This window comes from Pseudomonas extremorientalis, assembly GCF_001870465.1.
Lineage (GTDB): Bacteria > Pseudomonadota > Gammaproteobacteria > Pseudomonadales > Pseudomonadaceae > Aquipseudomonas > Aquipseudomonas extremorientalis.
On the sequence record NZ_MDGK01000056.1, the window covers coordinates 95,093 to 111,418 of the forward strand.

Below are 16,326 nucleotides of genomic sequence, written 5' to 3' on the forward strand. Positions count from 1 at the left end.
GGGACTCACAGTTCATTCCGCAATGGACGCTGGGTGGGCCCGCCAGGTAGTTTCAGGTCGCCACGCAGCACACCGCGCTGGGTCCAGAACTCACCGCGGTGCAACACCCGCACCCGCCCCCTGCGCGCCAGCTCACCAATCACTTGGGAGGGTACGGGCGCGGACGCCGTGTAGCCACCCTCAGCGGTCCACTTGCCGGTGGTCGTCAGCAGGCTGTATTCCGCCTGGTCGAAGTGCGGCGTATAGCTGAGTAAGGCACCGTCCCGAGCCGTCAGGTAAAAGCCGTTGATAGCCAGCCCTTGCTGCTTGAGCGTGTGAATGTAGAACGCCAATTCACGAAAACTGACGAAGTATTCGCCATACGAGCGCTCGCCCCCAAGCAGCGGCTGATCCAACCCGGCGTGGAACAGCAGGTGCGCCGCCCAGACTTGCCAGCCCTCGGGCCAAGGCTGCTTCACGAACAACACGGGAGCTACTGCCGATGGAAAACCGCTGTCCGGCGACGCCAGCACCGCTGCGTGCTTGCCCATTGCCCCATTGCTTTCCAGCAACGCGCTGATCGCTTGCTGGCCGGTAAAACGCCCCGCGTGTTGATGCACGAATCCCGCCGCGTCGTCCCCGTGCGCATGAATCGGCCCCAGCGCCCAGCGGCTGCCGAAAGGTTCGGCGCCACGGGAACGCCCCGGTTGCCACAGCGCATCCACTTTACCGGCGCCCGGCCAATTTTCGCTGGGCACCAGGATATGCAAATCGCCCGCTGCCGCCATGCGCCGGATGAAGTCGCGCGGGCTGAGCAGCCGCAGGCGCAACTTGAGGTCATCGCCGTACGCGGTAAAGCGCGGGTCGCGCACCACAAACCGCAGCAGCGCACCGTCCGCGCAAGACAGGTACAGAGGCAGCGCGTCACGGCCTTGCACCGCGTGCACTTGGTACATCGCTTCGATCAGCCGGGACGGCGAGAACAAACCCTGATAGACACTGTCGCCCGCCCGCGACGGACTGCCGGGAGCAACATCGGACGATGACTGCGCACACAGGTAAAGGCCGGCCAATTTGTAGCGATACGGATAACCGGCATCACTGAATACTCGACGGTGGGCCAGGCTGGAGCCCCCGTCCTCGACCGGCAACGTCGCGATGAAATGCCCGTTGCTGGTTGACTCCAGCACATAACCGAACTGGAATTCGGTGCGCGCACCGACAAGCTCGTGGGCGTAGCGTGCGGCGTCATCGGCCTGGGCATGCACCGGGCTGCACGCAGGGTCGTGACGCGCCCTCACATAGGCGTCATCGGTCGACGTCGCCGCTGCATGGGGGCGCCAACTGCGCACCGCGCCTTCGTCGCCCCACAGCGTACTGCCTTGCACGACCTGTAAGTCGAAGGTCATGGCGACACGGTTGACGTATTCGGTGGGGGTCAACCTGCCTTCTCGTACCAGGCGTTCAAGCTTGCCGTTGAACCAGTCATGGAGATTGCGCGGGCGCGTGACCAGGTCGGCCTGAGTCACCAACGGGGCTTTTTCGTCAGGACGGCTTTTCAAGCGCAGCAATGCACCATCGGCGGCCAGCCAGTAGTGAGCCATGCGCGCCCGCTCGGTCAAGAAGGTTTGCGCCAGCGCACGGGTGGAAAACATGTTGCCGTACACCTGTGACTGCTCAGGCGACAGCACGAACGGCCACTGCTCCACCGGCCTCGCGTAGTAACTGGCCACCGGCGACGTACGCAAGGGATGTTCCCCACGGGTGGTCAGCTCATCGGGAAAGATCCATTTCAGATCAAAGCTGTCGTCAGGCACCCCTAACGGTTCGGTGGCGAAGAACCAGCCATCATCGCGCCGCAGGATAAGCCCGCCATAGGGCTGGTCGATGCTGGTCGGCACGCGACGGCGTATATAACGTGCCGCGTCGTCCATCGACAGGAAGGCCGGGCTCAGGCGGCGGCGCACCAAATGTTCGTAGGGTGTCCACAGCCCCGTCACCTGGCCATAGCTGTCCCAGCACGCGCTTGTGCGGATCACGTCCAGACGCCCCGAAGTGGCGACATCACGGGCAAATTGCAGGGGTTCCAGGGTGCCGATAGTGAGCTTGGCCCGCACAGTCGCAGCATCGTCGCCGCTACTGTTGGCCTCGAACAAGCCTTGGTTGGAGGGGGACTGATAACGCAGCAGGGCACCCTCCGGCACTGCGATGTACACCGGCGCGCCGAGGGGCGGGCGCAGCGCATTGACCCGGGCCTGGAAAAGCGCCTCGCTCAAGTCTTCCGGTTCGATGAAAAAGCGTTGCAGCCAGCCGGCGTTGCCGTTGCCAATCCACGGTTTGCTGTAATAGAGGCTATGGCAGTCGAAATCGTCAGGCAGCTCGTCGCCATACAGCTTATTAAGGGCAAACAGCGCCGATTGCCGGGTCACAGGGAATAGCTCACTGCCGACATACTCTTCCCTGAGCCGGTGCTTGAGGATGAATGCAAAATACCGGCTGACATGATCTTCCCCCTGGTAATGGGGCCGGTGTTGATACAGGTAGTCGGCGGCCGCGTCGGCGCTGGCGAAGATCGGCCCATGGCTGACCCTCTGCGGACGCTGGAAGGTCAGCAAGCGCACCCACGGCCCCCAATCCAGTTCGACGGGATCGGCGGGCCCCCAGAGCGCATTGCCGAGCACTATCCGCAGCGTCCCGGACTCGGCCAGTGCGCGGACCACGTCGGCCGGCTTGAGCTTGCCCTGCTCCAGTTTTTGGTTGATCGCGCTTTGCTTGCCCGCCGCCTCGGCGGACCATTGTTGGCGCCATGCCGGGGTGGTGATTGAAGGAGCCAGGGCCAGCAGGCAGTCTTCGGTGCCAGACAAGTAACCCACCTGCCCCGTTGCCAACAGGTCGGCCACATCGTCGGGAAGGAACATCTGGGCGTTCAGCTCGGTTTCCTGGCGGGTCCACTGGCGCTGGGTCGCAATGGCCGGGTCTGTCAGCGACAGGGCGGTCCGCGACCCGTAGCGGCCATGCAACTGGTGGCCGGGATGCAGGATAATCGGCATTTTCTGGCGGTCCAGCGGATAGAGCCCGGTGAAAGCGAACGGACGTGGCCCGGACGGCACCGGCTCGGTCACCACGAAACGGCCATCGGCCCGCTTGAGGATCATCCCGCCATGGACATGCTCACGCTGGCACCCTATCTGCACATGGGCATAGCGCGCAGCGTCGTCCGCGGTCAGGAATGCCGAGCTCAATTCCGGCAACGGGAACCGCGAGTAAGGCGTCCAGGTATCGTCCACCACGCCGCTGCGATCCCATAACACGCTGGTCTTTTCCACCGTCAGCTCACCGGCCCTGGCCACTTGCCGGACAACGTCACGGGTCAGCAGCGTGCCTTCGTGTAACTTGTCCTGGATGCCGTTGTCCGTCACTGTGCCGTCGGCCGCCTGGGTGAACAATTGGGACTCGGCGGCCGAACCCGAGAAGCGATAACGCAGGATCGCTTCGTCGCGCATACGAATGTACAGCGAGCCCCCCAGCGTGGGCTGCGGCCCCCGCCTGTACTGGCGGAATTGCGCGATATGTTGCGCCAACTCCAGGGGGCTGACGAAGTTCTTGTACAGCCAGGCTTCCTGGTCTGGGTACTGCCCCGGCAAAGGCCGGGAGTGGAAGTAGATACCATGCAGGTGACAGCCGGCGGGCAATACGGGCAATGCATCGCCAACCGTGGCCATCAGCTCGGGCTCGCCAGCCAGGTAGCCCTCGTTGCCGTCGCGTTGCAGGATCAACACACGCTGCTTGACCGTCGGCTTGCGCTGGATGCGCGACCAGGCGTGCGCCAGAGCCTGGTCCTTGTCGGCAAACACCGGTCCGCAAGGCAACGGCAGCGGCGGCGCCTTGAATGGCTTGTAGGGTTCCCAGCCCGTGGGAACCTCCCCTACCGAATCCCCCCAGACAGGAATGGACGCCAAAAAGCTCAGGCGCCCAAGCGATGCCAACTTCTTGTAGTAGCCGATCATGTCTCCGGCGTGGGCATGGGGTGAATCAAATCCGCCTTCTCGGTAGCGCAACCAGCGCCCGTACTCGGCACCCGCCGTAGAGTCATCAGGCTCGAACTTGATCAAGGTCCCGTCGGGCCCCGACAGGTAGGCGCTTTTGAACTTATGGCGATCCTGAAAGAGGAAGATGATGTCCGGCTCGGAAAAAAAACCCTGGAAGGCTTTCACTTCGCTCGCCGACCACTTGGGGTTCTGCTGCATTACCCACTCGGTCATGTTCGGGTGGGTATGCCAGCTGCCGACGATGCGCAAACCTTCTGGATCGATGAAGTCCTCGGTGACCGGGTCGCGATCCAGCAACAGGTTGAAATTGAAGACCGTGGGCCGATCGGAGATGGGCTCACTGGCCAGGTAAAGACCGTCGGATAAGCGCTGCAGAATGACGCTGGCGTGCTCCAGCTTCAAGGGTTGGGCGATGCGCCCGTGGATATAACGGACCACATCGTCCGCACTGATAAAGGCCGGCGTCAACGTGCCCAGCTTGGCATGCCCCTGTGGGATAGCTGCACGCTCCGCGCGCGGTGGTTTGTCGTCCATGAGGACACCTCGTAACAGAATCGAAGGATCTACCATCCTCCCTGCGCGCGTTTTGCAGGTGCTAAATAGTTAGCCGGCACCTCGCACCAAAATAACGCCCCGCCTGCACCGCCGGCCCCGTCGAGCGCCGTTTCAGTGCGCATCACTGCACCGGCCCACCGGGATACCGCCCTGGCGCCTGCCCCCTGAGCGACCGGGCACAGCCTTTGCAATCGTCCCTGCATCTGTCCAACAACAACACTTGGGTTCACGGAGATCGCACCATGAAACGTCGCAGCTTGATCAAGGCTTTCACACTGTCGGCATCCATCGCCGCCATGGGCATGAGCTGGACCCTCCAGGCCGCCGAGACCATCAAGGTCGGCATCCTGCATTCGTTGTCCGGCACCATGGCGATTTCCGAGACGTCCCTGAAAGACATGGCGTTGATGACCATCGACGAGATCAACGCCAAGGGCGGCGTGAACGGCAAGATGCTCGAACCGGTGGTGGTCGACCCGGCGTCCAACTGGCCGCTGTTCGCCGAGAAGGGCCGCCAGTTGCTGACCCAGGACAAGGTCGCCGTGGTGTTCGGCTGCTGGACTTCGGTGTCGCGCAAATCGGTGTTGCCGGTGTTCGAAGAACTCAACGGCCTGCTGTTCTACCCGGTGCAATACGAAGGCGAAGAGATGTCGCCGAACGTGTTCTATACCGGCGCGGCGCCCAACCAGCAGGCGATCCCGGCGGTGGAGTACCTGATGAGCGAAGAAGGCGGTGCGGCCAAGCGCTTCTTCCTGCTGGGCACCGACTACGTGTACCCGCGCACCACCAACAAGATCCTGCGCTCGTTCCTGCACTCCAAGGGCGTCGCGGATAAGGACATCGAAGAGGTGTACACCCCGTTCGGGCACAGCGACTACCAGACCATCGTCGCCAACATCAAGAAGTTCTCCGCCGGCGGCAAGACCGCGGTGATCTCTACCGTGAACGGCGACTCCAACGTGCCGTTCTACAAAGAGCTGGCCAACCAGGGCCTGAAAGCCACCGATGTACCGGTGGTGGCGTTCTCGGTGGGCGAAGAAGAATTGCGTGGTATCGACACCAAGCCCCTGGTGGGCAACCTGGCGGCCTGGAACTACTTCCAGTCGGTGGAGAACCCGGTGAACAAGAAGTTCGTGGCCGACTGGAAAGCCTACGCCAAGAAACACAACCTGCCGGGCGCGGATAAAGCCGTGACCAACGACCCGATGGAAGCCACCTACGTGGGCATCCACATGTGGGCGCAGGCTGCCGAGAAAGCCAAGTCCACCGATGTCGACAAAGTGCGCGAAGCCCTGGCCGGCCAGACCTTCGCCGCGCCATCGGGCTTTACCCTGACCATGGACAAGACCAACCACCATCTGCACAAGCCGGTGATGATCGGCGAGATCCAGGCCGATGGGCAGTTCTCGGTGGTGTGGCAGACCCAGGAGCCGATCCGCGCACAACCGTGGAGCCCTTACATCCCCGGCAATGACAAGAAGCCGGACTATGCGGTGAAAAGTAACTAAGCCCCAAGCGCAGATAAAAATGTGGGAGGGGGCTTGCCCCCGATAGCTGAGTGTCAGGCTCTGCATGTGCTGACTGACCCACCGCCATCGGGGGCAAGCCCCCTCCCACATCAAGCTTGCGCGTGATCAGGACATTTTGTTATGCCTACTGCCCTGTACCGCTTCATCCTCACGGCCCTGCTGTTGCTGCCTTTGGCCGCACACGCCAGCGACGCCGAAGACTTCCTGGCCGCCAACCCCACCCAACAAGCCAAACTGCTCCAGGACTGGGCCGCCCAGCCTGACCCGGCGCGCATCGAGCTGGTGGACGCCCTGCAACAAGGTCAGCTCACCGTCAACGGTGAGACCAGGACCGTACGCCTGAACAACCGCCTGCGCGGCCTGATCGATAACGTGCAGGCCAGCCAGCAACTGCTCGCCGCCGACCCCAAGGTGCGTCTGGCCGCCGCGAAGACCTTGCAGAAAAGCGCGCAACCCGCGCAGTTGAAATTCCTCGACCAGCAAGTCGCCACGGAAACCGATGAGCAGGTGCACAGCGCCCTCAGCCTGGCACTGGCCAACCTGCAACTGGTCGACACCGACCCGGCCATTCGCCTGAATGCCGTGCGTTTGCTCGGCAGTACCGGCGATCCGCTGGCCCGCACGCGCCTGGAAGCCCTGCTTGCGCCGGGCGTTGAAAGCGATGCTGCCGTACATACCGCCGCCGAAACCAGCCTGGCCCAGGTCAAGCGCAAATTGATGATCGGCGAACTGCTCGGGCAAGCCTTCAGCGGCATGTCCCTGGGTTCGATCCTGCTGCTCGCGGCCCTGGGCCTGGCGATCACCTTCGGCCTGCTTGGCGTGATCAATATGGCCCACGGCGAGATGCTGATGCTGGGTGCCTACTCCACCTACGTGGTGCAACTGCTGATGCAACGCTACGTACCGGCGGCCATCGAGCTCTACCCATTGGTCGCGCTGCCGGTGGCGTTCTTCGTCACCGCCGCCATCGGCATGGCCCTGGAGCGCACGGTGATCCGTCACCTCTACGGGCGGCCCCTGGAAACCCTGCTGGCGACCTGGGGCATCAGCCTGATGCTGATCCAACTGGTGCGCCTGGTGTTCGGCGCGCAGAACGTCGAGGTGTCCAACCCGGCGTGGTTGTCCGGTGGTATCCAGGTGCTGCCCAACCTGGTGCTGCCGTACAACCGCATCGTGATCATCGCCTTTGCGCTGTGCGTGGTACTGCTGACCTGGCTGCTGCTGAACAAGACCCGCCTGGGCCTCAACGTGCGTGCGGTCACCCAGAACCGCAACATGGCCGCCTGCTGCGGCGTGCCCACCGGGCGCGTGGACATGCTCGCGTTTGGCCTGGGTTCGGGTATTGCAGGTCTGGGCGGGGTCGCTCTGAGCCAGATCGGCAACGTCGGCCCGGACCTGGGCCAGAGCTACATCATCGACTCGTTCCTGGTGGTGGTGCTTGGCGGCGTCGGTCAGTTGGCCGGCAGCGTCACGGCGGCGTTCGGCCTGGGCATCGCCAACAAAATCCTGGAACCGCAGATCGGTGCCGTGCTCGGCAAGATCCTGATCCTCGCGCTGATCATTCTGTTTATCCAGAAACGCCCGCAGGGACTCTTCGCACTGAAAGGACGGGTGATCGACTGATGAACCAGCCATTGATGCTCACGGCCACACAAAAGGCCGGCCCCAAGCTGACGATCGCCCTCGGCGCGGTGATCCTCGCGGCGCTGCTCGCGCTGCCGCTGCTGTCGCTGTTGCCGCCGGACAATCTCTTTCATGTCTCGGCCTATACCTTGACCCTGGTGGGCAAGATCCTCTGCTACGCCATTGTCGCCCTCGCCCTCGACCTGGTGTGGGGCTACGCGGGCATGCTGTCCCTCGGACACGGCCTGTTCTTTGCGCTGGGCGGTTATGCCATGGGCATGTACCTGATGCGCCAGGCCGCCGGCGATGAGTTACCGGCGTTCATGACCTTCCTGTCGTGGACCGAACTGCCGTGGTACTGGGTGGGCACCGAGCACTTCCTCTGGGCCTTGTGCCTGGTGGTGCTCGCGCCAGGGTTGCTGGCGCTGGTGTTCGGCTTCTTCGCCTTCCGTTCGCGGATCAAGGGCGTGTACTTCTCGATCATGACCCAGGCCCTGACCTTCGCCGGCATGCTGCTGTTTTTCCGCAACGAGACCGGCTTTGGCGGCAACAACGGCTTCACCAATTTCCGCAGCATCCTCGGGTTTGGCATTACCGAGCCGGGCACGCGGGCGGTGCTGTTTGTCGCCACCGTCGCCTTGCTGGTGGCCAGCCTGTACATCGGCTGGCGCCTGGCGCAGAGCAAGTTCGGCCGGGTGCTGACCGCGCTGCGCGATGCCGAGAACCGCCTGATGTTCTGCGGCTACGACCCGCGTGGTTTCAAGCTGTTCGTGTGGGTGTTGAGCGCGGTGTTGTGTGGTTTGGCCGGGGCGCTGTATGTGCCGCAGGTGGGCATTATCAACCCCAGCGAAATGTCGCCGACCAACTCCATCGAAGCCGCCGTGTGGGTGGCCCTGGGCGGGCGCGGCACGCTGATCGGCCCATTGCTCGGCGCTGGCGTGGTCAATGGCATGAAGAGCTGGTTCACCGTGGCCTTCCCGGAGTACTGGCTGTTCTTCCTCGGGGCGCTGTTCATCCTCGTCACCCTGTACCTGCCCAAGGGCATTATCGGCCTGTTGAAGAAATGAGGAACGTCATGCTGGAACCCATTTTCGATGCGGGCAGCGGCCGCGACGCCATCGGCCTTGGCCAGGCGGCCGGCAAGGGCCTGAACACCCGCCACGGCACCATCCTGACCCTGGAAGACATCAGCGTGAGCTTTGATGGCTTCAAGGCACTCAACGCCTTGAACCTGTACATCCGCGTCGGCGAACTGCGCTGCATCATCGGCCCCAACGGCGCGGGCAAGACCACGCTGATGGACGTGATCACCGGCAAGACCCGGCCCAGCCACGGCACCGCCTGGTTTGGCGAAAACCTCGACCTGACCGGCATGAGCGAAGTGCAGATCGCCCAGGCCGGCATCGGTCGCAAGTTCCAGAAACCCACGGTGTTCGAGGCCCTGAGCGTGTTCGAGAACCTGGAACTGGCGCAGAAGACCGACAAATCGGTGTGGGCCAGCCTGCGCGCACGCCTGAGTGGCGAGCAGAAAGATCGCATCGATGAAGTACTCGACACCATCCGCCTGACCGCCTGCGCACCGCGCCAGGCCGGGTTGCTGTCCCACGGCCAGAAGCAGTTCCTGGAAATCGGCATGCTGCTGATGCAGGACCCGCAACTGTTGCTGCTGGACGAACCCGTGGCGGGCATGACCGACGCCGAGACCGAATTCACCGCCGAACTGTTCAAGCGCCTGGCGGGCAAGCATTCGCTGATGGTGGTGGAGCACGACATGGGCTTTGTCGGCTCGATTGCCGACCATGTGACGGTGTTGCACCAGGGCAGTGTGCTGGCCGAAGGGTCGCTGGAGCAGGTGCAAGAGAATGAGCGGGTGATCGAGGTTTATCTCGGCCGATAAGGCTGCCACAGACTGGTTTATGTAGGAGCTGGCTTGCCTGCGATGACGACGGATCAGCCAAACAGTTGTCACTGATAGTCCGCTATCGCAGGCAAGCCAGCTCCCACATTTGAATCGGTTCCCACAGGGGGATCGAGGAGGTTTTGGATATGTTGCAAGTCGACAAGCTGCACCAGTACTACGGCGGTAGCCACATTCTGCGCGGGCTGTCCTTTGACGTGAAGGTCGGCGAAGTCACCTGCCTGCTCGGGCGCAACGGCGTGGGCAAGACCACCTTGCTCAAGTGCCTGATGGGCCTGTTGCCGGCCAAGGAAGGCGCGGTGACCTGGGAAGGCCGGGCCATCACGGCGTTCAAGCCGCACCAGCGGGTGCACGCCGGTATCGCCTACGTACCCCAGGGCCGGGAAATCTTTGGCCGGCTGACGGTGGAAGAAAACCTGCTGATGGGGCTGTCGCGTTTTGGCGCGAAGGAGGCCAGGGAGGTGCCGGCCTTTATCTACGAATTGTTCCCGGTGTTGCTGCAAATGAAACACCGGCGCGGCGGCGACCTGTCCGGTGGCCAGCAACAACAATTGGCCATCGGCCGCGCTCTGGCCAGCCGGCCGCGCCTGTTGATCCTCGATGAGCCCACCGAAGGCATCCAGCCTTCGGTGATCAAGGAAATCGGCGCGGTGATCCAGAAGCTCGCCGCACGCGGTGACATGGCGATCCTGCTGGTGGAGCAGTTCTACGATTTCGCCGCCGAGCTGGCCGACCAGTACCTGGTGATGTCCCGGGGCGAGATCGTGCAGCAGGGGCGCGGAGACCAGATGGAAAGCGAGGGTGTGCGTGGCCTCGTCACGATCTGAGTTGAGCCTGCTGCGCTTTACGCAACGCCATCAAAAACCGTGAGGCGACATGCCCCTTGGGCTGCCAGAAACGGTCGGGCTCCAACACATGCAACCGGCCGGAATTGAACAGGACCGTGAGGACTTCGCTGGTCTTGAGCCGGGGTTTGTCCGATACGGGGTCGATCCAGCCAGACAGCAACAGGTCGTGCTCGACGCGCTCGAAACTGGGCGCGTAGACCAACAGGGCGCCATTTCTGGGAGTGAAGTAGTAGCGGGCGCCAGCCACTTTATCCTGCCTTAACATGTCGACCACAAACCGAAACTCCCTCTGTGAGATAAAGTTTTCGGCGATGGCTTGTTCATGTCGGTCACTCAGGCGCTCCAGGCTGACGTCCCATTTATGCAGTTGCTGCACCCCCATGACGTGATAGCCCTCGGGGTATCTGGGGCGCGGTTGAGAGCCTTCAATCAGGTTCATCACCCCGCCAAACAAGTGCCGATAGGCACTCGTATTCATGCGCAGTCCCACATAAACACTGGGACCACTGTCGTCCACCGGCTCACTGGCAAGATAACTGTTGCCCGCAGCATTTTTCAGGATAGCCCCCATGCTGGCCTTGCCTGGAACGGCCGGTGAGCGGCGCCACATATAACGCGCGGCATCGTCCGGGTGAGAAAACAGCGGCCCGAGCACCACCCGCGCATCCGGATCTTCGGCGACCGTAGTGGGTGCACCGTCACTCCAGGACTGTGACACCGGCCCTTGGCCTGCCCAGATTGCCCCCGTCACCAGCACCTCGAGCTGACCGGCCCGGGCGACCTGGCGTATGTAGTCTTGAGGGTTGAAGTTCCCATTCAACATGCGGATGTAGGCCTGCAACTGCGGTTCGGTGTCCCAGTCACTGTCCAGGCGTGAGGCACGGTATTTGAGCAGGGCGCTGTCGGCGCAGGACAGGTACAACGGCAGATAAGGCGCAGCCCCGGCATTTTTTTTCGTACGCACCACCGCTAACGCGGCACGCAGCAGGCTCGGCGGGATGAAGGCGTGATAGACCGGTGATGCCAATAATTCTTCCGGCTGCCGGGCCGGGGCGCACAGGTAGAGTGCCGCCACCGTACAGCCCACCGGCAAATGCCCGCCCAGCAACACCCTGTCATAGGGAAAACGCCGGTTCTCCCCGTCCACCGGTAGGCTGGCCATCCAGTGCCCATTGGCCAATTTGAAGATAAAACCGTAGGTCAGGCGATCTCGCTCTCCAGCACGTTCATGGGCGTTGCGCGCAGCATCATCGATATGGCTGAACACCGGCCCCAAGGCACGATCGGCTGTGGCATGGATGAACCGATCAGGCGTGATAAAACCACGTGCAGGCAGCCATCCGCGGCCCAGCACCTGAGCGTTGCCCCATAGCGCGCTGCCTTGCACTACGGTCATCGAGGCGACCTCGAGCACCCGATTGACAAACTCGACAGGCGTCAGGCTACCGTCGCGCAGCTGTTTCTCGAGGGCATTGCTCAGCGGGTCGTGAGGCGTTTGCTCAGCCGGTGCCAATGCCCGCCGGAGTACATCAAGGTCATTGGCAAGCGGATCTTGCTGCGTCGCGTCCATTGCGCTTTTACAACTGAAACCGATCACCGAGCCATCCACCCCAAACAGGTACTCATGGCTCCACAGGTGCTGGCACGTAAGCGCCGTGCCCAGCACATCGGTGGAAAACATCGCTCGATAGACCGCCTCGCCATCCTCGTCCAGCACAAAGGAGGGCAGTACGTCTTGCCGCGAACGATAGCGCGCCACCAGGGTCATGCCTGGGGCCAACCAGTCCGTACGCACATCTTCATCGGGAAGGATCCATTTGGGATCGAAGTTTTCGGTCGCGACAGGCAGCGGCTCGGTGGCGACAAACAGGCCGTCGACGCGCTTGAGCAACAAGCCGCCGTACACCCTGTCTCGGCGATTGCCCAGGCGCTGGTGGGCGTAGCGCAGCGCATCTGCCTGGTGAAAGAACGCCGGGCTCAATGCCCTGCGACTGAAGTCGGCATAAGGGCCCCAATCGTTCCCTAGCCTGGCGATGTCCTCATCCCAGCATTCGCTGGGCACAAGCACGCTGAGCCAGCTCATGCCGATGACTTTTTTGACAAATTCCTGAGCCGACAACTGGCCACCACTTAGAAGGGTATGCACGTCTTCAAAGAGGCCGGAAGGTTGTTTTTCCGGATCAAACAACCGTGTCGAAACGGCCGTCTGGTATTGGAGTAGTGCAGTGTCCAGGGTTGAAATAAATACAGGCAAGGTCACGCTGCTGCCCTTGTCGCGCCAACGCCTGGCGGCCTGAAAGGCGCTGTACAAGTCCGCAGAAGACAAGAAATACCTGGCCAACCATCGCTGTGGATTTTGCAAATTATCGGGCATCCATCGGCGCACGTAGAACAGACCGTGAAGAGCAAACGCCGACGGGTAAATGAACGTTCCGTCATCCTGGCTACCAAACAAGCTTGCCAGGGTAAACAGCGGGTTGGTGGCATCTGCGGGAACAGCCTCACTCACCACATATTCATCTTTGTGGATGTGCTTGAGGAGAAAGGCAAAAGCCGTCTGCGCCGATTGATAGCTACGTCGCAACCGCATGTGAGCATCTATGACAGCAGATTTGGCAGTGGAAAACACCGCACCGAAGGCCGCCTGTTGCGGTTTTTCAAACGTCGCCGCTGGCGCGTAAGCGCGCCAGGTTGATGAAGCACCGCCAGGTAATCCCCACAAAGGGCTGCCGAGCACAATGCGCAAGCCGATGGCCGACAAGTGCCGCACTCTGGCCTGCGGCTCGCGGGGCGCCGAGGAGGTGTCTGGGTTCAATTCATCCAATTGCTCCTTGGCGCCCGTGAGGTCAAAGGCAATCAGGGCGTCCTCGTCGCAGGAGAGGTAGCCGGTGGAGACCCAATGCCGGTTGCCGATGAGGTTGCGCAGATCAGCATCGCTGAACAGTTGCCAATCGACACTGGCCTGCTCACGTGACCAGCCGTTGCGCTGCATGCGGGCCTTGTCCAGCCGAGCAACCGACCGACATGACGCGTACTGCCCGTAAATCACATAGGGCTCAGGGACCAACAGCACACCGCTGTGGTCAGCAGGAAACACCGTGCCGATCGCAAACCGCTGCTCCTCCATGCACGCCACCGGCAGCGTGGCGACGAAACGCTGGTCGGGTGTCTTGAGGATGCAACCGCAGTATTCACCATAACGATCGGAACCCACCTGTTCATGGGCAAACCGTGCAGCATCATCGGCCTGCAGAAACGGTGGACTGAACTCCGGCATGCGGTAGCGCGCAAAGGGCCGCCAGTTTTGTTCCACGCGGCCTTGGACATCCCACAGCTTGCCAGCCACCAACACCGACAGCTCGCCCGCCGCCGCAACCCGAAGTACATATTCCGTGGGGGTCACGGCCCCAGAGCGCAAGCTCGCCTGATGGCCATTATCGTTGACCTCTCCGGTGGGCGTGACGCTATACAGCTGGCTCTCCAACCCCGTCCCGCTGAAACGGTATTGCAGCTGCGCGCCGTCCCGCGTGCTCAAGTAGAGCGTGCGCAGCGCCCGTTTCGATTCTCGGGCCTGGGCGATTGCAGCCGCCAGGTCCTGCGGCGCGACAAAGCTTTCGTACAACCAGTGTTGAAGCGTTTTCATCCCAAGGTCAGGCAGCGCCTGGTAGCACATCCCATGGACCTCATACCCCTCGGGTATCGCTGGATCGCCCTTGGCATCCTGGGTAAAAACCGACGACGGCGAAAACATCCGGTTACCGACGGGCGCAGGCTGCGTCGAGAAGTACGCTTGGGCCTCGGTAGCTTTCAAAATAAAGGCGACTTGTCGCAGCTGCGGCGTGAGGCCGAACTGCCCGTGTGCCACTTCTGCGGCCTGTTCCGGGAAAGGCACTACCCAGTTGTACGGCGGATCGACAGGAGACATGGAGACAAATGGCTCAAAGGCATTCCATGTCACAGGCAGCCTGCCACGGGAGTCGCCGAAGACAGCATTGGTCTCGATAACATGAAATTCACCCAGGCTTGCCATCTTGCTGACGACTTGCAAGGGCGTACCGCGGAAACCATCTACGCGAGGTTTGAAGACACCGGTGTCGATGATCGCTTTCAGCGCCGTATGAAACTCGCGCTCTTGTGGGCTGCCACTGCGTACATATTTGACCAGCGAACCCGCCGTGCCCGAATAGTAAAGGCAAGGAATGGGCTGACCATCCGCCGTCAGGCTGGCGACGTAGTTCCGATAGGGAATCGTCAGCGTCAACAGCAAACGCTCATCCAGCGAGCGCCCTCCTTCAACATCCGGCTGGGTAGCCAGCATCCGCTTCAATTCTTCAGGGTTGCTGCCCACGGCAACAAAAAAACCGTAATAGCGATAATCCGCAGGCAATGTCAGGACATCAAGAACGCGCCCTTTTGACAGGCCCATACTCACCAGCCGGTTGATGTCAGTAATCAGCCCGGTTGCCACAAACCTGCCGTCATTACGCTGCAGGATGTAGCCAAAATGGGAGATGTCACGCCGCAACACTTGCTGACTGAGGTATCGGGCAGCGTCATCGGGCCGGAGAAAATCCGGGCTGAAATGGGGTCTTAACTCTTCAAACCACGGATGAATCTTTCCTGCATGCGGCCAAATTACTCCGGCCTTCAGAACGACCATCTCGCCCATGCTCGCCAAACGGTCAAAGTAACGGAACACCGTGAGCGCGCCGCTCTCGATCTGCCGCTGTGCGACCGCCCCGCCCTTGCCCAACAACAACGACTCGGCATCCGTTCCCGAGAACCTGTAACTGTTCAAGCCTCCATCGGGGAGCCTTTGCAACAGGGTCGGCGGACGCAGAGGGTCAAGTAGCGCGGGAGCGTCCGCCAGCAACTCGACGAGAGGTGCCAGGTGCGAAGGTAAAAAAGGTGGCTTGGTTTTATCGACCAGACGCATCAAGACGCCCTCGATCAGAAAGCCAGGCGGCAATTGCGTCTGACCGTCGGCACCACGCGGGAATAGTGTGTGCGGCTGGCCCCATTCATCCAAGGTGCCCTCGCCAGGCACATAGACGTATTCATCGAGGTCTGCTGCCTTGAGCAGATACCCCCAGAACGGCTGGTCAAACGCCTGGTCCGTGAAAGCAATCAGCTCTGACAGCTGGGAACGTGCGAAGACAGCGGAAAAGAGCGGTTGCATCCGCTCACGGCCCTTCAAGGGCTTGTTCTTCACCCACTCCTTGAGCACCCAGTCTTTGCTGACCTGCCCGCGCACACCGCCCCAGGCAGCGTTGGGCACCAGCACCCACAGTGCGCCGGCCTCGGCCACCTGCGGTACATAGTCCTTGAAAAAGTCGATCTCCGGGTTGCGGGCGGGGTCAAGCAAGGTAACGAACGCCTGCAATTTTGCCTGGGTCCGCACGACGAATTTCAACAAGGTGCCATCTGGCCCAGACAGATAATGCGCCGGGACGTGGCCGCTCAAGCGCAAGATGACCTGCATGTCGGGGTACGAAAACAAGCCTCGCAGAATTGAACGCTGCCTGGCCGGAAACGTCCTTGAGGGAAAATCATCATCGGTATCAGGGTGGGAATGGTAAAACCCGGAGCAGGTGTAATCCGCCGGTAGAACCGGCTTGCCATCTCTGATCGGGATCACACTGTCGAGCGCTATCTGCTTGGTGGCACCCTGCTTTGGCACTGTCGCGAAGTACTGGCCGGCGTGCTTGAGAATCGCACCGCCGTACTCGCGATCGCGCTTGCTGCCTATCTGGGTGTGGGCCCAATACGCCGCATCATCGGCGCTGATAAAGGGTGGGCTGAGGGCGGGCATGTGCCGATCTGTT

Annotated in this window: 7 protein-coding genes; 5 read left to right on the top strand and 2 right to left on the bottom strand. The window is 61.8% G+C overall.

From position 1 onward, the window contains the following. Nucleotides 1–5: 5 nt before the first annotated feature. Complete coding sequence (locus BFN10_RS23075) at nt 6–4,562, bottom strand: DUF4329 domain-containing protein (RefSeq protein WP_071491622.1); 4,557 nt, start codon at nt 4,560–4,562, stop codon at nt 6–8. A 263-nt stretch (nt 4,563–4,825) separates the two neighbouring features. Here BFN10_RS23075 and urtA point away from each other — a divergent pair, with 263 nt between their 5' ends. The 5 genes from urtA to urtE all read left to right on the top strand — a co-directional run bounded on the left by urtA (nt 4,826) and on the right by urtE (nt 10,480). Then, nucleotides 4,826–6,091, top strand: coding sequence for an urea ABC transporter substrate-binding protein (gene urtA, locus BFN10_RS23080; RefSeq protein ID WP_071491623.1), 1,266 nt, complete (start codon nt 4,826–4,828; stop codon nt 6,089–6,091). Nucleotides 6,092–6,232: 141 nt separating this feature from the next. Continuing rightward, entirely contained in the window at nt 6,233–7,735 is a 1,503-nt protein-coding gene (gene urtB / locus BFN10_RS23085) for an urea ABC transporter permease subunit UrtB (protein WP_071491624.1), read from the top strand. Continuing rightward, a complete protein-coding gene (gene urtC, locus BFN10_RS23090) occupies nt 7,735–8,802 on the top strand; it encodes an urea ABC transporter permease subunit UrtC (protein WP_071491625.1) in 1,068 nt (355 codons plus the stop codon). The genes urtB and urtC overlap by 1 nt, the downstream gene beginning before the upstream one ends. Next, nucleotides 8,799–9,632, top strand: coding sequence for an urea ABC transporter ATP-binding protein UrtD (urtD, locus tag BFN10_RS23095; protein ID WP_173668599.1), 834 nt, complete (start codon nt 8,799–8,801; stop codon nt 9,630–9,632). The genes urtC and urtD overlap by 4 nt, the downstream gene beginning before the upstream one ends. A 149-nt stretch (nt 9,633–9,781) precedes the next feature. Further along, nucleotides 9,782–10,480 carry an urea ABC transporter ATP-binding subunit UrtE gene (gene urtE / locus BFN10_RS23100; RefSeq protein WP_071491627.1) on the top strand — a complete coding sequence of 233 codons (699 nt, stop codon included), beginning with the start codon at nt 9,782–9,784 and terminating at the stop codon, nt 10,478–10,480. Here the strand turns inward: urtE and BFN10_RS23105 are convergent. Then, entirely contained in the window at nt 10,470–16,313 is a 5,844-nt protein-coding gene (locus BFN10_RS23105; protein WP_071491628.1) for a DUF4329 domain-containing protein, read from the bottom strand. The two genes, urtE and BFN10_RS23105, sit on opposite strands and share 11 nt — an antisense overlap. Nucleotides 16,314–16,326: the final 13 nt, after the last annotated feature.